This is a genomic window from Bradyrhizobium sp. (assembly GCF_035570375.1).
Lineage (GTDB): Bacteria > Pseudomonadota > Alphaproteobacteria > Rhizobiales > Xanthobacteraceae > Bradyrhizobium.
Window position 1 is genome coordinate 25,734 of the sequence record NZ_DATMLW010000024.1, and the last position, 18,434, is coordinate 44,167.

Consider the following 18,434-nt stretch of genomic DNA (forward strand, 5'->3'; position numbering starts at 1 on the left):
AGACCGCTGGCGAAAACAGATTTGGTAGTGGAGTTTTGGATTTGACATCCGCTGGGCGAGTTCGGACTGGGTCGGGAGCGAATGCCAGATCCGCTCCACCAATCGGCGGGGAAGTAGGAAAGCAATGAGCGTGACCTCCGGTACGAAATCTGAAAGCGGCTTAGGTGAAACGATCCGCGTCGTCATCCATGCTCTCCTGATCGCGCTCGTGATACGCACCTTTCTCTTCCAGCCTTTCAACATCCCCTCGGGATCGATGAAGGCGACGCTTCTGGTCGGCGATTATCTTTTCGTCTCGAAATATTCGTACGGCTACAGCCATTACTCGTTGCCGCTGTCGCCGCCGCTGTTTTCGGGCCGCATCCTCGGCTCCGAGCCGTCGCGCGGTGACATCGTGGTTTTTCGCCTGCCCAAGGATGACTCCACCGATTATATCAAGCGCGTGATCGGGCTGCCCGGAGACCGCATCCAGGTAAAGGAAGGGCTCCTCCATATCAACGACGTTGCGGTCAAGCGTGAGCGGCTGAGCGATTTCATCGGCGAGGATCCGTGTGGGTCGGAGGCAACCGCAAGGGTCAAGCGCTGGAAGGAGACGCTGCCGAACGGCGTCAGCTATGAGACGCTCGACTGCGTCGACAACGGCTTCTACGACAACACGATCGTCTATACCGTGCCGCCGGGCCATTTTTTCATGATGGGCGACAACCGCGACAACTCGACCGACAGCCGGGTGTTGTCGGCGGTGGGTTACGTGCCGTTCGAGAATATCATCGGCCGGGCGCAGATGATCTTCTTCTCGATCGCCGAGGGCGAGCACGCCTGGATGTTCTGGCGCTGGCCGGTCGCGGTGCGCTGGAATCGCCTATTCACCATTGTGCGATGAACGAAGACGCACCGGATATCCACACCTCCTCATCGCCAGGCGAAGCGAGCCTTCAGCCTGACCCAGCGCGCGAGTCTGTACCGCGCAGGAAAAAACGCTCCAGGGCCGGCGCCAAGGCGGCCACCGCCGCGCTGGAGGCGCGTATCGGCCACAAGTTCGCCGACCCCGCCCTGCTCGCCACCGCCTTCACCCACGTTTCCGCCCTGAAATCCGCGCGCAAGCGCGGCGAAAGCTATCAGCGATTAGAATTCCTCGGCGATCACGTTCTGGGCTTGATCGTCTCGGACATGCTGTATCGTGCGTTCCCGGGCGCCGATGAAGGCGAGTTGTCGAAACGGCTGGCCGACCTCGTGCGCAAGGAAAGCTGCGCGGATGTGGCGAAGTCGCTCGGATTGCTCGACGACATCAAGCTTGGCGCGGTCGGGGCCGGCGCAGGTGCCCGCCTGCGCAAATCCGTGCTTGGCGACATCTGTGAGGCGGTGATCGGCGCGGTGTTCCTCGACGGCGGCTACCAGGCGGCCGCGCAATTCGTCCTGCGAAACTGGACGGAGCGGATGCACAAGCCGCGCCGTCCGCTGCGCGATCCCAAGACCGTGCTGCAGGAATGGGCGCAAGGCAAGGGATTGCCGACACCGGTCTATCGAGAGATCGAACGCACCGGACCGCATCACGACCCGCAATTTCGGGTGGCGGTGGAATTGCCGGGCCTGGCACCCGCGGAGGGCGTCGGCGGCAGCAAGCGCGCCGCCGAAAAGCTCGCAGCCTCGGTGATGATCGAGCGCGAAGGCGTCGGTGGCGCCGGCAATGATTGACGCCTCGCCCGCCGTAACGGCGAATGAGCCGAGGCGTTGCGGCTTTGTGGCGCTGATCGGTGCGCCCAATGTCGGCAAGTCGACGCTGGTCAACGCGCTTGTCGGCTCCAAGGTGACGATCGTCTCGCGCAAGGTGCAGACCACGCGCGCGCTGATCCGCGGCATCGTGGTGGAGAACAACGCGCAGATCATCCTGGTCGATACGCCCGGCATCTTTTCGCCCAGACGCCGGCTCGACCGTGCCATGGTGTCGACCGCCTGGAGCGGGGCCCATGACGCCGATCTCGTCTGTGTGCTCATCGATGCCCGCGAAGGCATTGACGAGGAGGCCGACGCCATCCTCACCAGGCTCGCCACGGTCCGGCACGACAGGATACTGGTGCTGAACAAGATCGATCTGGTGGCGCGCGAAAAATTGCTGGCGCTCGCGAAGGCTGCCAATGATCGCCTCAAATTTGCCGGGACGTTCATGATTTCGGCGCTGTCCGGCGACGGCGTCGACGATTTGCGTCGCACGCTTGCCGAGATGGTTCCGCGGGGGCCGTTTCACTATCCGGAAGACCAGATGTCGGATGCACCGTTGCGGCATCTGGCGGCCGAGATCACGCGGGAGAAGATCTTCCGGCAGCTGCATCAGGAATTGCCCTACCAGTCCACGGTCGAGACCGACAGCTGGACCGAGCGCAAGGACAAATCGATCCGGATCGAACAGACGATCTTTGTGGAGCGCGAAAGCCAGCGCAAGATCGTGCTCGGCAAGGGCGGCGCCACCATCAAGTCGATCGGCGCGGAAGCGCGCAAGGAGATTGCGGAAATCCTCGGTCAGCCCGTGCACTTGTTTCTTTTCGTGAAGGTGCGCGAAGATTGGGGGGACGATCCCGACCGCTACCGCGAAATGGGACTTGAGTTCCCCAAGGAATAAACAACTAAATCCAGCAATTACCGGCGTCGAATGAAAATTCCCAAAAACGTGTTGCGCTTCGAGGTGCTGTTGTATTCGTCGCTGATTCTCGACGCGCTGTCGGTTGCCTTCCAGGACCGCACGCCGAGCGCCGACATGACGGAATCGACGATCGCCGCTGCGACCGTGCTTGCGGCCGGCCTGATCCTGCTGCTGTTCTACTTCGTCTGGCTTGCCGCGCGGCGGCGGAAAAACTGGCCGCGCTGGGTGCTGCTCGCCACATTGGTGCTTTCGGTGATCTCGTTGTTCCAGATCGTCGACGAGAGCGGTCTGCAGCTCGACACCGCCATCGAAGTCGTCTCCTGCGCGCTCACGGCGGCCGGGCTGTATTGTTCCTTCACCGGTGATGCGCGGGGCTGGTTCAACGCGTAGCTGCGCGCTGCAGCGGAATCCTGTAAACTCGAAGCCATGGAATGGACCGACGAAGGCATTGTGCTGGGCGTGCGGCGGCATGGCGAATCCTCCGCCATTGTCGAGCTTTTGACCCGCAGCCATGGCCGCCACCTTGGTCTGGTGCGCGGGGCTGCGAGTTCGAGGATGCGGCCGCTGTTGCAGCCCGGCAACGGCGTCAGCGCGGTGTGGCGGGCGCGGCTCGACGAGCATCTCGGCACCTTTCAGATCGAAGGCACGCGGCTGCGCGCGGCCGCGCTGCTGGGGTCATCGCACGGGGTCTATGGCGTGACCCAGCTCGCCGCACTGGCGCGGCTTCTGCCCGAACGCGATCCGCATGAAGAGATTTTCGAGATGCTCGAGCGGACGCTGGACGATTTCGACGATGCGAGGGGCGCGGCTGCCCATCTGATCAGGTTCGAGCTGGCGATGCTTGCCGAACTCGGTTTTGGGCTCGATCTGGAAACCTGCGCCGCGACCGGGGCGACCGCCGACCTGATCTACGTTTCGCCCAAATCCGGCGGTGCGGTGTCGCGCACGGCTGGCGCGCCCTTTCACGATCGGCTGTTGCGGCTGCCGACATTCCTGCGCCAGGACGAGGGGGCGAACGGCTGGTCGGACCAGGACCTGAGCGATGGTTTTGCGCTCACGGGCTTTTTCCTGTTGCGCCATGTGCTGGAGCCGCGCGGGCAGGGTCATTCCGACGCCCGCGAAGGTTTTGTCAATGCGGTGATGCGAGCCCGTGCGAAAATCGGCTCCGCGGTTTGAGGGGACGGGCCTCGTCGAAGTTGGTCTCTGCCCGCGGCCATCGACGGGCTCGCTTGGGCGCCTCATCCACGGTCGTCGGGTGATCTTCATGACGATGGCCTTGGTCGGCTGCTATATACTGGCGCGAATCATCGCCAATCGAGGGCAGCTGCAACCGTCCTGGGAAAGCCCCACCGCAAACCTTTGAGAGCCAACGGCTATGGGCAAAACACTGATTCCGCCGGATCCCGCCGAAGTCCACGAGGTCATGCTGCGTGACGCGCTCGAAGAGCGCTATCTCGCCTATGCCCTCTCGACCATCATGCACCGCGCGCTACCGGACGCGCGCGACGGACTGAAGCCGGTGCATCGGCGCATTCTCTACGGCATGCGGCTTTTGCGGCTTGATCCGGGCGCGGCATTCAAGAAATCCGCCAAGATCGTCGGCGACGTGATGGGTTCGTTCCATCCCCATGGCGACCAGGCGATCTACGACGCCATGGTGCGCCTGGCGCAGGATTTCTCCTCGCGCTATCCGCTGGTCGACGGCCAGGGCAATTTCGGCAATATCGACGGCGATAATCCGGCCGCCTACCGCTACACCGAAGCGCGCATGACCGATGTCGCGCGGCTTCTTCTCGACGGCATCGACGAAGACGGCGTCGAGTTCCGGCCCAATTATGACGGCCAGTCGAAAGAGCCGGTGGTGCTGCCGGGTGGCTTCCCGAACCTGCTCGCCAACGGCGCGCAGGGCATTGCGGTCGGCATGGCCACTTCGATCCCGCCGCACAACGCCGCCGAACTCTGCGACGCCGCGCTGCACCTGATCGACAAGCCGGAGGCGAGATCGAAGACGCTTCTGAAATGGGTCAAGGGCCCGGATTTTCCGACCGGCGGTGTCATCGTCGATTCCAAGGAAAGCATCGCCGAAGCCTATGTGACCGGCAAAGGCTCGTTCCGTGTCCGCGCCAAATGGAAACAGGAAGAAGGCGCGCGCGGCACCTGGGTCATTGTCATCAGCGAAATTCCCTGGCTGGTGCAGAAATCGCGTCTGGTCGAGAAGATTGCCGAATTGCTCAATGAGAAGAAGCTGCCGCTGGTCGGTGACGTCAGGGATGAATCCGCCGAGGACATCCGCCTCGTCATCGAGCCGAAATCGCGCAGCGTCGATCCCGAATTGCTGATGGAATCCCTGTTCCGGCTGACCGAGCTGGAAAGCCGGATTCCGCTAAATCTCAACGTGCTGGTGAAAGGCCGCATCCCGAAGGTCGTGGGTCTGGCCGAGTGCCTCAAGGAGTGGCTCGATCACCTGCGCGACGTGCTGATCCGCCGGTCCAACTACCGCAAGGCGCAGATCGAGCACCGGCTGGAGGTGCTCGGTGGCTACCTGATCGCCTACCTCAACATCGACAGGGTGATCAAAATCATCCGCACCGAGGACGAGCCGAAGCCGGCCCTGATCAAGGCATTCAAGCTGACGGAAATCCAGGCCGAGGCCATCCTTAACATGCGCCTGCGCAACTTGCGCAAGCTCGAGGAAATGGAAATCCGCACCGAGGACAAGGACCTTCGCACCGAGCTCAAGGGCATCAAGGCGATCCTTGCCTCCGAATCCGAGCAATGGTCGAAGGTCGGCGAGCAGGTGCGCAAGGTGCGCGACATGTTCGGGCCGAAGACCCCGCTCGGCAAGCGGCGGACGCAGTTTGCCGACGCGCCCGAGCACGATTTGGCCGCGATCGAGGAGGCCTTTGTCGAGCGCGAGCCGGTGACGGTGGTGGTTTCCGAAAAGGGCTGGGTGCGCACGCTCAAGGGCCACGTCGCCGATCTCTCGGGGCTTGCTTTCAAGACCGACGACAAGCTCGATCACGCGTTCTTCGCGGAGACGACTTCAAAACTGCTATTGCTCGGCACTAACGGCAAATTCTATTCGCTCGAAGTGGCAAAGCTCCCGGGCGGGCGCGGCCATGGCGAGCCGATCCGGATGTTTGTGGATCTGGATCAGGACGCAGCGATCGTCTCGCTGTTCGTCAACAAGGCTGGCCGCAAATTCCTGGTCGCAAGCCACGAGGGCCAGGGTTTTATCGTCAACGAGGACGATTGCGTCAGCAACACGCGCAAGGGCAAACAGGTCCTCAACGTCGAACTGCCGAACGAGGCCCGCGCGATCGCGACCGTTGCCGGCGATATGGTCGCCGTAATCGGCACCAACCACAAGATGGTGGTCTTCCCCATCGACCAGGTGCCGGAAATGGCGCGCGGCCGCGGTGTGAGGTTGCAGAAATACAAGAGCGCGGCGCTGTCGGATGTCGTCACCTTCGATTCGAAAAGCGGCCTGACCTGGAAGGATTCGGCCGGGCGCGAGCAGAGCATGAGTTTCAAGGAATTGTCCGATTGGCGCGGCAACCGCGCCGATGCCGGGCGCCTGGCGCATGGCCTGCCGAAGTCGAACAAGTTCGGGCTCGCGATCGAGTAGGGTCCTCCCGCCAAGGCACTCGGACTCAACGTGTCCTTCACTGCTCGCCCGCGTCGATGAGGTGATCGAATGAGGCGGCGGGAGTTCGTGGCAGGAATGGAGACGTAGGGTGGGCAAAGGCGCACCTGCGCCGTGCCCACCATGATGGGGTAAAAGCTGATGGTGGGCACGCTTCGCTTTGCCCACCCTACGACTGCTCGATTACCCGGCATTAGGGAGTAACGCGCAGTTGATCTCGGAACATTCTCGGGAGACGGTATAGCCGATCCGAAGCGAAAAATTTGCGCGCCGTAACGGAGGAAGAAAATGAAAAGAGCGATTGCCGTGGTGATGACAGTTTCGTCCCTTGCTTTGTCAGCCACCGTGGCTCACGCGCAATCCGAAAAGCCGGGCGTGGAAAGACTCTACATTCTCAACTGCGGCGAGGGAGTCGCCGGCGACATTTCGCGGTGGTCACCCGGCGTCAACGAAGGCAAATCGATGGATTTCGTCGACAACTGCTATCTCATCAAGCATGCGCAGGGCTGGTTCCTGTGGGACACCGGCATCGCGGATGCGGTAGCGGACATGCCGAATGGCCTGGCGCCGGCCGACCCGAGAGCCACGACCTGGCGCCGCCCGAAGACGTTGGCCGCCCAGCTCGAGCAGCTTGGGGTGAAACCATCCGACCTCAAGGCAATGGCCGTCTCGCACACCCATCCCGATCATATCGGCAATGTCGAGATGTTCCCGAACACGATGCTTTACGTCCAGAAGGCCGAATATGAATGGCCGGGCACCAACAACGCACCTCGATTCAAGCCGGAGCATCCCGTCACCAAGCTCGAAGGGGACAAGGATATCTTTGGCGATGGCAGCATCGTCATTCTCTTCACGCCCGGCCACACGCCGGGTCACCAGTCCCTGGTGGTGAAACTGCCCAAGACCGGCGAGGTCGTGCTGTCCGGCGATGCCGTCCACTTCAAGAGCAACTGGGAAAATCGCGGCGTGCCTTCCAACAACGTCAGCAAGGAACAGACGCTGGCCTCGATGCAAAGGATCGCGGATACGCTGACCAGGGACAAGGCGCAGCTCTGGATCAATCACGACAAGGCGCAGCGCGACACCTTGAAAATGTCGCCCGAATTCTACGATTGAGCAGGCTGGCTTCATCTTGGGCCGGATCGTTGCAGCCGTCGCTTCGGCATTGATGGCCTTGAGCACGGCGGCGCGGGCTGAGCCGGCCCGACAAATCGTCGCTTACGAAGACGTGCGTATCGAAGTCATCGTGCAAGGCAGCGGACCCCTGGTCGTCATGCTGCCGTCGCGCGGCCGCGGGGCCGAGGACTTCGATGCCGTCGCAACAGGATTGGCCAAAGCGGGCTTTCGCGTTTTGCGCCCGCAGCCGCGCGGCGTAGGTGGCAGCCGCGGATCGATGACGGGGCTCTCGCTCCACGATTTTGCCCGCGATACGGCGGCGGTTATCCGGCACGAAAAACGCGGCCCCGCTGTCCTGGTCGGCCACGCCTTCGGCAGTTGGGTCGCGCGCGCCACCGCCGTCGATCATCCAGAGCTCGTTCGCGGCGTGGTGCTGGTCGCCGCGGCGGCCAAGGGCTATCCGTCCGGGTTTTCCGGCGCGAAAGAACTGTCGGAAGCGGTGAGGAAGTCGGGCGACCCTTTGCTTCCCGAGCGCGAGCGGCTGAAATACCTGCAACTGGCTTTCTTTGCGCCGGGTAACGACGCCGGCGTGTGGCTGAAGGGCTGGCATGGGGAAGCGGACGAGGCGCAATCAGCGGCAGGCCGTGCGACCAAACAATCGGAATGGTGGTCCGCCGGCAGCGTGCCGCTGCTCGACCTCCAGGGAGCGCTTGATCCCTTCAAGCCTCGCAGCGCCAGCAACGAGCTGGTTGAAGAGTTCGGCGACCGGGCGACGATCGTCGTGATCGAAAACGCCAGCCACGCGCTGCTGCCCGAGCAGCCGGCGGCGGTCGTCGAGGCAATCGTTGCCTGGATCGGCAGGTTGCCGTCCGCCGAACCGCGATGAGGCGACCGGCTATCTTTTCGGTCACGCCGCCGCGATGGCCTCGATCTCGATCAGGAAATCCGGACCATAAAGTCTGGATACCTCGATCAGAGTCACAGCCGGAGCCGCCCGTGGTGTGACGGATGCGAAGAACTGGTTTCGCGCTTCGCGATAGGAACTGAGGTTATTCATGTCGGTGAGGAACACCGTCATTTTCACCAGATTGGATGCGTTGCATCCGCGCGCCTCAAGTGCGCTGGCAAGGTTGCGAAACACCTGAGCCGCCTGTGCGGCGAAATCGCTCTTGCCGACCAGATTGCCGTCGCGATCGAGCGCGGTCTGGCCCGATATGAAGATGATGCGGTTCGCTGTGACGTCGACGATCTGGGAGTAGCCCGGAGGCGTACCGAGTTCGGGCGGATTGCTGCGGACGATCGACGAATTTGTGTTGTGCGTCATCTATGCCCCTTTTCGTGAACGCGATTGACTGAATCTCTTGCTGCCATCTGCCGCCGCCTGCTGACACTTGCCGCCACTCGCGCGCGGCGATGTGGAGCAAACATCCACCATGGATGCTCGGGCCTTGCCTGCGTTTTCTTTCCTGTACCAATATCTGAGAACGATGATCCGGAAAGCAAGGGAGCAAAACGTGGGCGAATGGATCGGTGTATCGATCGCGCTGCTGTCGAGTTCGCTCGGCGGCACAGCGGCGGCAATCACCCGCTATCTCGTGTCCGGCGCCGATCCCGTCGCGCTTGCGATCCTGCGCTGGGGTATCGGTTTTCTCTGCGTGCTGCCGGCAGCACTCTTGATAGGGGTGCGCTGGCCCGAGCGTGGTGACTGGCTGCAGGTCGCTGCCCTCGGGCTCAGCTTCTTCGGATTGTTCTTCATCCTCTACAACATCGCCATCAGCTATACCACGGCGGCGCGCGCAAGCCTGGCACTGGCGACGCTTCCGTTGCACACCATGGTGGTTGCGGCCCTTCTCGGCGTCGAGCCCCTGACCATGCGCAAGACGGCTGGCGTCTGCATCGCGGTCGCAGGCGCAAGCGCAGCGCTTGCCGCAGGATTGGGGTCGGCGCCGGCAGGCGCGTGGCGCGGCGAACTGATCATGACGGCCGCCGTATTCTGCATGGCGTTCTACAATGTGCTGTCGCGGCCGATCATTCGGCGTTCCAGCGCGCTCGGCTTCCTCACCGTCGGCATGGGCACCGGCGCGGTGGCGCTGGTGGCGGTCGGACTGTTCACCGGCAGCGCCGAGGCCTTGAAGGATTTCGGAGCGGGGCAATGGCTCGCCGGAATCTATCTCGGCGTCGGCGGCGGGGCGGCCGCCTTTATTCTCTGGGTGATGGCGCTCGAGCGGGCGACGCCGACCCGGGTCGCCAACACCATGACGGTCAACCCGATTGCCGCGGCGCTGCTGGCGGCATGGCTGATCGGAGAGCCGATCACGCCTGACCTTGTCGTCGGATTGATCGCCGTGTTTGCCGGGATCTGGCTCGCCACCTCGGATGTGCGCAAGACTTGAATCAGTGAATTTCGAATAGAAGTAGTCCCGCCTATTGCGGCCTGGGCCGTTGCCGCAGCAGGCAAAGCGCCAGGAGCGCCGAAAGGCTGAGCGCAGAGGAGACGATCAGCACGCCGCGTCCCAGCACGTCGATCAATAAACCGAACACCAGCGGCGCGAACGCCTGCGCCATTCGCGCCGGTGCGCCGATCAGGCCAAGGCGGTAGCCATAATTCTTCGGGCCGAAGATCGCGAGCGGCAACGTGCCGCGCGCAATGGTCAGGATGCCGTTGCCGAGGCCGAAAGTGATCGCAAAGACGCTTGAAGCGGCGCCACCCGCCACGGCGAAGATTGCAGCGCCGATCGGGTGTGTCACGCATGCAAGCCGGGTCGAGAACAGCGGATGATAGCGGCTGAAGAAACTCGCCTCGATGATCCGCGCCACCACTTGCGATGGACCGAACAGGGCGCCGGCGGCCACGGCCTGAACGGCGCTCGCCCCGCCAGCCTCGAGGATGCGCGGCATGTGCGCCGCCATCGCGCCGGTGACGCTCCAGGCCGCGGCGAAGGCAAAGGCGAGCAGGATCATCGTCCGGTCGATCGGGATATGCGGCTTGACCGGTGTCGCCGCCAGAACCTTCGCTTCGCTGACCGCGGGCAACATGAAGAAATTGAGCGGCAGGCCGATCAGGAGATGCGCCAAGGCCCATGCGAAGCAGGTGTCGCGCCAGCCGATGGTCTCAAGACCCAAGGCAGTGAGCGGCCACCCGACCGTGCTGGCAAAACCTGCGAGCAGGGTAATGCCTGTGATCGACTTGCGGGCATTGTCACCGTAGATCCGGCCCAGCGCGCCGAAAGCGGCGTCGTACAGGCCGCACCCCATGCCGATGCCGAGCAGGATCCAGGCGAGGACCAATACGGGGATCGAGGTGCTGATGCCAAGCAGTGCAAGGCCGGCGGCCAGCGTCAGATTGGACGCGGTCAGCACCGGCCTGCCACCAAAGTGATCGATCTGGCGCCCCACGCGCGGACCGATGATCGCCGCGATCACAAGCGAAGCGGAAAAGGCGGCGAAGATCCAGTTCGAGGATACCCCGAGGTCGCGCCCGATCGGATCGGCCAGGATTGCCGGCAGATAATAACTCGAGGCCCACGCCAGTGTCTGCGTCGTGCCGAGCGCCAATATGATCGGCAACTGGTGAATGGTCTTTTCAGGCGCCATCAACATTCCCTAACCGGCGCCGTTCGCACCCGAAGGTTTTCCTTCTAGTTTCTCTCCTTGACGAATAGGAGGAATTGGCGTTTGAGGCAATCGCCATCACAAGAGGCCAGCCATGAGCGTGACGATCTATCACAATCCTGCGTGCGGCACCTCGCGCAACACGCTGGCGATGATCCGCCAGAGCGGTGAGGAGCCGGAAATTATCGAATATCTGAAAAACCCGCCGGATCGCGCGCGGTTGCTTGAACTGATCGAGGCGATGGGAATTTCGGCTCGCGCACTGCTGCGGCAGAAGGGTACGCCTTACGCGGAACTGGGGCTTTCCGATCCGAAATGGAGCGACGACGAACTGATCGATTTCATGCTCGCGAACCCGATTCTGATCAACCGGCCGATCGTGGTGACGGCGAAGGGAACGCGGCTGTGTCGGCCGTCGGAAACGGTGCTCGATCTGCTCGAGCATCCCCTCGAGCGTTTCGTCAAGGAAGATGGCGAGGTCGTCGCGCGGAAGAAACCTTGAGAAACCCCGGCGGCCTTTCGCCGCTCGCTATTGCGCGGCATAATGGCGTATGGATCTTGAACCGCGCCTGCGCCTGATGAACTGGCTGGTCAGCCAGGGCCTGACCGGCTTGTCCGAAAACGACCTCATCCGCGGTTTCTGCGAGCGCTGCCGCGCCGAAGGTCTCGAACTGTCGCGCGGCATCGTCTTCATCGATACGCTGCACCCGATCTTCGAGGGGCGTGGCTTTCGCTGGAACGATACCGAGACCAACGAAAGCGAGAGTTTCGAATATGGGTCGACGAGTGCGGGCGATGCCGCACAGAACTGGCGTCGCTCGGTCTTCTACCACATGCTCGAACACGGCCATCAGGAACTGCGGATCGATCTTGCCGAGACCGCTTCGCTTGGCTTCTCGATTCTGCCGGAGCTTGCCGAGAAAGGCCACCGGGATTCTCTGGTTTTCGTGCACCGGTTCGGCGAAAGTGGCAGCATCGGTCAGATGGACTGCGTTTATTCCTATTGGCTGACCCGTCGGCCGGAGGGTTTTGGCGAGCAGGAATTGTCGGCACTGCGCGATCTGGTCCCAGTGCTGGGGCTGGCGATCAAGTCTTTGGCGCAAGCCGATATCGCCCGGACCCTTGGCCGCGTCTATCTCGGGCGCGACGCCGCCGGACAGGTGCTGCGCGGGCGCATCTTCCGCGGCGTGACCGAGCGCATCAATGCGGTGCTGTGGTTTTCCGATCTGCGCGGCTCGACCGCGATCAGTGAAAGCATGGCGCCCGGCGAGATCATCCCGTTCCTCAATGACTACGCGCAGGCCGCGATCGACGCCATTCACGACGCCGACGGCGACGTGCTCAAGCTGATCGGGGACGGCGTGCTCGCGATGTTCACAAATGCGGACCTGGCGGTCGCCCGGCGCGCGGCGCTGCGGGCCGAACATGGCTTTCGAAAAAATATCGCCTCGCTCAGCGCTCGCCGCGCCGCCTACGACCGGCCGACGACCTCGGCCTATGTCGGCCTGCATGTCGGCGAGGTGTTCTATGGCAATATCGGCAGCGAGGACCGGCTCGATTTCACCGTGGTGGGGCCTGCGGTCAACGAGGTCAGCCGGATCGCCTCGATGTGCCGGTCGGTCGACCGCGAACTTTTGGCATCGTCTGCGTTTCGCAGCGGTCTGGATGCGGCAGGGCAGCGCTATCTCGTTTCCACCGGCCGCTTTGCGCTGCGCGGCATCGGCCATGCGCAGGATCTCTTCACCCTCGATCCCGACATTGCCGCGAACGAAGCGCTGGGTGGCGGCTACGCGCGTTATCTGGCGGGCTAAAATCCTTTTGCCCTGCCTTATGCCTTCGCAGCCTCGCTGCTCGTCATCTCGGGCTGGCGCGCCAGCGCGACCGCCGGCGAGATCAGGATTACCAGCGCCTGCGCGGCGAAAATGATGACCGCGAGGCAGAGACAGGCTTCCGCGCCAAAGACCCCGCCAACCAGCGCGCCGAGCGAGGCTCCAAGCGGGCGGGCGCCATAGCTCATGATGTTGATCGCGGAAACCCGTCCCAGAAGCTGCGGCGGCGTCACCGATTGCCGCAGCGTCGTGGTCGAGATCACCCAAAGGATCGGGCCTGCGCCGAGCAGGAAAAAGCTTAAGGCGGCAAGCCAGGGCGAGGCAACAAGGATGGTCAGCGCCATGAAGGCGGCGGCGACAAAGCCCGCAATGGGGCCGAGCGCAATGACGACGCCGAAGGCGAGGTGCCGCATCACGCGCGTGGCCAGCAGCGCACCGCCGACCATCCCGACGCCGTACATCGCCATCGTCGTGCCGACGCCAGGCGCCGACAGGCCGAGATGGCGCACGGCATAGGGCACGAACACGGCGAGCATCAAAAACCATGCGGTGTTGAAGATGAACTGGGTGGCGAAGACCGGCCGCAGCAGTGGGTGATGCAGCACGAAAGCGGCGCCCTCGCGGATCTCCTGCAGCGGATGACGGCGCGGCGCCGGCTGGCGCGCGGGCTCGGAAATTCCCGAAAGCAGCACCACCGCAATGGCCGACAACGCGGCGGCGCATCCAAAGGCCGGCTCCGCGCCAAGCCATCCCACCAGAAATCCGCCGATCGCAGGCCCGCTGGCAAAGGCAATGGTGCGCGCGAGTTCGATTCGGGCATTGGCCGCGGGGAGATCTTTCGGCGCCACCAGCGAAGGCACCAGCGCCGGCGCGGCCACGCTGAAGGCGACCGTCCCGCACACGGCGATGAAGCCCAATAGCGCGAGCAGGGGCAGCGAGAGCAGGTCGAACCAGATCAGGAGGAGGATTTCGAACAGGGCGAGCGCCCGCACGGCCTCGGCGCCCGCCATCAGCCAGCGCCGGGGGATACGGTCGGCCAACAGGCCGGCCGGAATTGCGAATACCACGAAGGGCAGTGTCAGCGCCGTCTGCAACAGCCCGCTCTCACCTTCCCCGATGCCGAGCCAGAGCACGGCCACGATCGGGGCTGCGGCCAGCGCGACTTGTTCGGCGGATTGCGCGGCAAGATTGGACCAGGCCAATCGGTTGAAGGTCGAGGGAAGGTGCGGTGTTCGGTCGGCGGACATGGCGGCTCTCTGAAACAACTCGGCTTTCTCGATGTCGTCCGGATGCACCTTCGACGGCCCGGGGATGCCAGAGCCACCCGCTTTCCGAGTTCCACACGCTGCGGTGATCCAGATGCTCTTGCAAATGAGTTGCAATAAAAGAAAGAGTCAGCCATCTTTTGGCAATGGACGCTCAATCCCCTGATTTGCCGCCCCGCTCGCCTTCGGGGGAAAAACCACCGGGAACAGGCGGCTGGCGCAGCGTGCGGGGCGAGCCATCGCTCGCGGACGTGTTCGGGACCGTGGCGACGGCAAAGCGGGGGCCGTTCTGGCGCAAGCTGCTGGCCTTCTTCGGCCCCGGCTATCTGGTGGCCGTCGGCTATATGGACCCCGGCAACTGGGCGACCTCGCTCGCCGGCGGATCCAAGTTCGGCTACGCGCTGCTCACGGTGGCACTGTTTTCCAACCTCATGGCGATCGTGCTGCAATCGCTGTGCATCCGGCTTGGCGTCGGCGCCGGCCGCGACCTCGCGCAGGCTTGCCGCGATTCCTTTCCGCGCTTCGTCTCGCTTCCCCTCTGGCTGTCGGCCGAAGTCGCGATCACCGCGACCGATCTCGCCGAAGTCATCGGCACGGCCATCGGCCTCAATCTCCTGTTTCATATTCCGCTCGAGATTGGCGTGATCATCACGGGCGCTGACGTGCTCCTGATCCTGGCGCTGCAGGCGTTCGGCTTTCGCTGGATCGAGGCTTTCGTGGTGGCGATGCTGGGCGTGATCGCGGCGTGCTTTGCGGTGCAGATCGCACTTGCCGATCCCGACTGGGGCGCGGTGATCCGCGGCTTTGCGCCGACAACGGAAATCTTCGCCAACCGCGAGATGCTGTACCTGGCGCTCGGCATTCTCGGTGCCACGGTGATGCCGCACAACCTCTATCTGCACTCAGGTCTGGTGCAGACCCGCGGCTTCGGCGAGGAGATCGATGAAAGGCGTGAGGCGATCAAGCTTGCGACCATCGATTCCTCGATCGCGCTCTGTTTTGCGCTGACCATCAATGCCTCGATCCTGATCCTGGCTGCGGCGACATTTCATCACTCGGGCCGGACCGACGTCGCCGAACTGGATCAGGCGCACGCGTTTCTGTCGCCGCTGCTCGGTTCGACATTGGCGCCGACGCTGTTTGCGATTGCCCTGTTGTGCTGCGGGCTTAACTCCACCATCACCGCAACCCTGTCGGGCCAGATCGTGATGGAGGGATTTCTGCGTTGGCGGATCGCGCCGTGGCTGCGACGCCTGGTGACGCGGGCCATCGCCATAGTGCCGGCGGTGCTGGTGACGATCTGGGCCGGCGCAAAAGGGACCGGCCAGCTTTTGATCCTGAGCCAGGTGGTGCTCAGCCTGCAATTGCCGTTCGCAGTCGTGCCGCTGGTGATGTTCACCTCAAGCCGCCGCAAGATGGGACCGTTTGTGGCGCCGCGCTGGCTGACCGCGCTCGCCACCGCAACGGCGGTGCTCATCATCGCGCTTAACGCGAAACTGGTGTGGGATTATGTGAGCGGGTGACAGGGCTGCCGTCATGGTGAGGAACGCGGGCTGCGCGTCTCGAACCATGCAGCGCTCATCCTTCGAGACGCCGCTTCGCGTCCCTCGGGATGAGGTTCAATCCTGCGGCTCGGTCAGCGCCTCGCCCGTGGCCTCCACGCGCATCCACCCCGACGGCGCCAGCCGCTGCTGGGGCAGGAAGCGGCCCTTGTAGTCCATCTTTTTCGAGCCCTCGATCCAGTAGCCCAGGTAGACGTAAGGAAGTCCCAGTCTCCTGGCGCGATGGATGTGGTCGAGGATCATGAAAGTGCCGAGCGAGCGGCCTTCCTCCGACGGCTCGAAGAACGAGTAAACCATCGAAAGGCCATCGCTGAGCACGTCCGTCAGCGCAACCGCCACGAGTTCGTTGCCGCGGCCGGTGATGCTCGCCTCGCCTTGGCGGCGGCGGTATTCGATGATGCGGGTTTCGACGTGGCTGTCCTCGACCATCATGGCGTAGTCGAGCACCGTCATGTCGGCCATGCCGCCGTGGCGATGCCGATGGTCCAGGTAGGCACGGAATACCGAATATTGCTCGGAGGTCGGCACCGCGCTGCGCTGCTCGCCGACGATGTCGGCGTTGCGGGCGAGAACCTTTCGAAAATTGCGGGAGGGGCGGAATTCGTTGGCGATCACGCGCACCGAAACGCACGCACGACACTGGTCGCACGCCGGGCGGTAGGCGATCGACTGGCTGCGGCGGAAACCGCCATGGGTCAGAAGATCGTTGAGATCGCCCGCTTTGTCGCCGACCAGATGCGTGAACACCTTGCGCTCGTGCCGGCCGGGCAGATAGGGGCAGGGCGAGGGCGCCGTCAGGTAAAACTGGGGAGTATCACGCGAATGCTGGGTCACGGGTTCACAGGATTTCGAAAGCTACAGATAAGCGAGCCGGCCTCAAGCATCGCGCCGACCAGCCTAACGGTCAATTGGTTTGCAAACCGTTTGCTGCCAAGGCCGCGAGGTCAGAAAGTTCGGGCCGGCTGCGCAACCGGGTTTCGGACGGAACTGTTAATGATCACGGTTCCCAGCACAAAATCGTGCAACAGGCGCCGCCGGCTGTTGAACACCCCGACCAGCAGCACCAGCGGCGACAGGAATGAGATCGAAACCCAGAACAGCACCGCGTGCATGGCGCCCAGTACAAAATAGCCGGGGGCGCCGTACCAGGTGCGCAATTCCAGGTCCATCACGCGCATGCCCAGCGTTGCCGAATGCGGACCGCCAAGGGAGGCGCCGTAATAGACGACGGCCCAGAGCACCGAAGCCGGCCACGCCAGCCAGAACAACGCCCAGCCGAGCCCAAGCGTCAACAGGCCGAACAGCGCAATGAACAAATAGCCAAGGATCACCGGTACTGAAAGCACCACAAGGTCAATCAGGAATGCGAACACCCGGCGCGTCAGCACGCCGCGAAACAATTCGGGTTGCGACAGCGGATCGAAAGCATGCGGCGGAACTCCGCCATCGCTGCGCCAGGCATCACCGGTATTTCCATAGCCGCTGTTGGACATCTCGTTTCTCCCAATGTCCGGATTCCCAATTGGTCGCCGAAAGCGCCTCCGGCGAAACATGGGAACCGCGAAGGCGCTTGCAAGGCCTCGCTTGGTCATGACGGAACGGCAATCGAGGCCGAGGGTTTGTTCCGTCAGCTCTCGTTTTTCAGCTTCTCGGCGGCGTGCGGCGCGAAATAGGTGAGGATGCCGTTGGCGCCCGCACGCTTGAACGCGAGCAGGCTTTCCATCATCGCCCGCTCGCCGTCGATCCAGTTGTTGTGGCTCGCCGCCATGATCATCGCGTATTCGCCGGACACCTGGTAGACGAAGGTCGGCATTCCGAACGTGTCTTTGACCCGCCGCACAATGTCGAGATAGGGCATGCCCGGCTTCACCATCACCATGTCGGCGCCCTCGGCGATGTCGAGTTCGACCTCGCGCAGCGCCTCGTCCGAATTGGCGTTGTCCATCTGATAGGTGCGCTTGTCGCCGGTCAGCGTCTTGGCCGAGCCGACCGCATCGCGGAACGGGCCGTAGAAGGCGGAGGCATATTTCGCCGCATAGGACATGATTTGCACGTCGAGGAATCCGGCAGCGTCCAGCCCTTCGCGGATCGCACCGACCCGGCCATCCATCATGTCCGATGGCGCGATGATGTCGCAACCGGCTTCCGCCTGTACCAGCGCCTGCCGCACCAGGACTGTCACCGTCGCATCGTTGAGGATCTTGCCATCCTCGATCAGGCCGTCATGGCCATGGCTTGTGAAGGGATCGAGCGCCACGTCGCAGAGCACGCCGAGCTCCGGAAATTCCTTCTTGATCGCGCGCACCGACTGGCACACGAGATTGTCGGGATTGACCGCCTCGGAGCCGCGCTCGTCGCGCAAGCCTGGGTCGGTATAGGGGAAAAGCGCGATGCAGGGGATGTTGAGCTTGACGGCCCGCTCGGCCTCGCGCACCGCCTGATCGACGCTGAGCCGGTCCACGCCGGGCATCGAGACAACGGGTGTGCGCTTGTCGTGGCCGTCGGCCACGAACAGGGGCCAGATCAGGTCGTCGGTGGTGAGGACGTTTTCGCGCACCATGCGGCGCGCCCATTCTGCCTTGCGGTTGCGGCGGGGACGAACGACCAGGTCAAGGCTTGGGGCGGAGAGGGCTGTTTCACGGCGCGGCGTATCGCGCATTTCGATCGGACGCCCGAATTTGATCGCCATTTGGTATTCTCTCCCGGGATTGCAGGCTGGTGGCCCGATTTGGACGATTTTTAGCACTTTGGGGGGCTTTCGTC

18 protein-coding genes are annotated in these 18,434 nt (G+C 63.3%); 12 read left to right on the forward strand and 6 right to left on the reverse strand.

All coding sequences use genetic code 11. The features are described 5' to 3' along the window. The first annotated feature begins 124 nt into the window (after positions 1-124). The 8 genes from lepB (at position 125) to VNX23_RS03150 (ending at position 8,289) form a co-directional block, all read left to right on the forward strand. On the forward strand, positions 125-883 hold the full coding sequence (gene lepB / locus VNX23_RS03115) for a signal peptidase I (protein ID WP_325627712.1): 759 nt from the start codon (positions 125-127) through the stop codon (positions 881-883). Next, positions 880-1,695, forward strand: coding sequence for a ribonuclease III (gene rnc, locus VNX23_RS03120; protein ID WP_325627713.1), 816 nt, complete (start codon positions 880-882; stop codon positions 1,693-1,695). Before lepB ends, rnc begins: the two co-directional genes overlap by 4 nt. Beyond that, on the forward strand, positions 1,688-2,617 hold the full coding sequence (gene era / locus VNX23_RS03125) for a GTPase Era (protein WP_325627714.1): 930 nt from the start codon (positions 1,688-1,690) through the stop codon (positions 2,615-2,617). Before rnc ends, era begins: the two co-directional genes overlap by 8 nt. A 30-nt stretch (positions 2,618-2,647) precedes the next feature. After that, positions 2,648-3,028 carry a hypothetical protein gene (locus VNX23_RS03130; RefSeq protein ID WP_325627715.1) on the forward strand — a complete coding sequence of 127 codons (381 nt, stop codon included), beginning with the start codon at positions 2,648-2,650 and terminating at the stop codon, positions 3,026-3,028. Between the two features lie 36 nt (positions 3,029-3,064). Then, the gene (recO, locus tag VNX23_RS03135; protein WP_325627716.1) at positions 3,065-3,814 is read left to right on the forward strand and encodes a DNA repair protein RecO; all 750 of its coding nucleotides are present in this window, start codon (positions 3,065-3,067) and stop codon (positions 3,812-3,814) included. A gap of 199 nt (positions 3,815-4,013) precedes the next feature. Continuing rightward, the gene (gene parC / locus VNX23_RS03140) at positions 4,014-6,266 is read left to right on the forward strand and encodes a DNA topoisomerase IV subunit A (protein ID WP_325627717.1); all 2,253 of its coding nucleotides are present in this window, start codon (positions 4,014-4,016) and stop codon (positions 6,264-6,266) included. Between the two features lie 330 nt (positions 6,267-6,596). After that, a complete protein-coding gene (locus VNX23_RS03145) occupies positions 6,597-7,403 on the forward strand; it encodes an N-acyl homoserine lactonase family protein (RefSeq protein ID WP_414642942.1) in 807 nt (268 codons plus the stop codon). A 16-nt stretch (positions 7,404-7,419) separates the two neighbouring features. After that, the gene (locus tag VNX23_RS03150) at positions 7,420-8,289 is read left to right on the forward strand and encodes an alpha/beta hydrolase (RefSeq protein WP_325627719.1); all 870 of its coding nucleotides are present in this window, start codon (positions 7,420-7,422) and stop codon (positions 8,287-8,289) included. A gap of 21 nt (positions 8,290-8,310) precedes the next feature. Here the strand turns inward: VNX23_RS03150 and VNX23_RS03155 are convergent, their stop codons facing one another. After that, on the reverse strand, positions 8,311-8,727 hold the full coding sequence (locus VNX23_RS03155) for a RidA family protein (protein WP_325627720.1): 417 nt from the start codon (positions 8,725-8,727) through the stop codon (positions 8,311-8,313). Positions 8,728-8,917: 190 nt separating this feature from the next. Here VNX23_RS03155 and VNX23_RS03160 point away from each other — a divergent pair, with 190 nt between their 5' ends. After that, a complete protein-coding gene (locus VNX23_RS03160) occupies positions 8,918-9,796 on the forward strand; it encodes a DMT family transporter (RefSeq protein ID WP_325627721.1) in 879 nt (292 codons plus the stop codon). 31 nt (positions 9,797-9,827) lie between these two features. On the opposite strand, the gene VNX23_RS03165 is transcribed toward VNX23_RS03160, so the two are convergent. Next, the gene (locus VNX23_RS03165) at positions 9,828-10,997 is read right to left on the reverse strand and encodes an MFS transporter (RefSeq protein WP_325627722.1); all 1,170 of its coding nucleotides are present in this window, start codon (positions 10,995-10,997) and stop codon (positions 9,828-9,830) included. 112 nt (positions 10,998-11,109) lie between these two features. Here VNX23_RS03165 and arsC point away from each other — a divergent pair, with 112 nt between their 5' ends. Further along, on the forward strand, positions 11,110-11,517 hold the full coding sequence (gene arsC, locus VNX23_RS03170) for an arsenate reductase (glutaredoxin) (RefSeq protein ID WP_325627723.1): 408 nt from the start codon (positions 11,110-11,112) through the stop codon (positions 11,515-11,517). Between the two features lie 49 nt (positions 11,518-11,566). Further along, positions 11,567-12,826, forward strand: a complete 1,260-nt coding sequence (locus tag VNX23_RS03175) for an adenylate/guanylate cyclase domain-containing protein (protein WP_325627724.1) — start codon at positions 11,567-11,569, stop codon at positions 12,824-12,826. A 17-nt stretch (positions 12,827-12,843) separates the two neighbouring features. On the opposite strand, the gene VNX23_RS03180 is transcribed toward VNX23_RS03175, so the two are convergent. Then, positions 12,844-14,091 carry an MFS transporter gene (locus VNX23_RS03180; protein ID WP_325627725.1) on the reverse strand — a complete coding sequence of 416 codons (1,248 nt, stop codon included), beginning with the start codon at positions 14,089-14,091 and terminating at the stop codon, positions 12,844-12,846. A 164-nt stretch (positions 14,092-14,255) separates the two neighbouring features. Between VNX23_RS03180 and VNX23_RS03185 the strand changes: the two genes are divergently transcribed. Further along, a complete protein-coding gene (locus VNX23_RS03185) occupies positions 14,256-15,632 on the forward strand; it encodes an Nramp family divalent metal transporter (RefSeq protein WP_325627726.1) in 1,377 nt (458 codons plus the stop codon). Between the two features lie 96 nt (positions 15,633-15,728). Here the strand turns inward: VNX23_RS03185 and VNX23_RS03190 are convergent, their stop codons facing one another. From VNX23_RS03190 to hemB, 3 genes are all read right to left on the reverse strand, one after another. Continuing rightward, positions 15,729-16,505: an arginyltransferase gene (locus VNX23_RS03190; protein ID WP_325627727.1), complete on the reverse strand. Its 777-nt coding sequence runs from the start codon at positions 16,503-16,505 to the stop codon at positions 15,729-15,731. 110 nt (positions 16,506-16,615) lie between these two features. After that, positions 16,616-17,164, reverse strand: coding sequence for an RDD family protein (locus VNX23_RS03195; protein WP_325627728.1), 549 nt, complete (start codon positions 17,162-17,164; stop codon positions 16,616-16,618). Positions 17,165-17,298: 134 nt separating this feature from the next. Further along, positions 17,299-18,360, reverse strand: coding sequence for a porphobilinogen synthase (hemB, locus tag VNX23_RS03200; protein WP_325627729.1), 1,062 nt, complete (start codon positions 18,358-18,360; stop codon positions 17,299-17,301). Between the last annotated feature and the right edge of the window lie 74 nt (positions 18,361-18,434).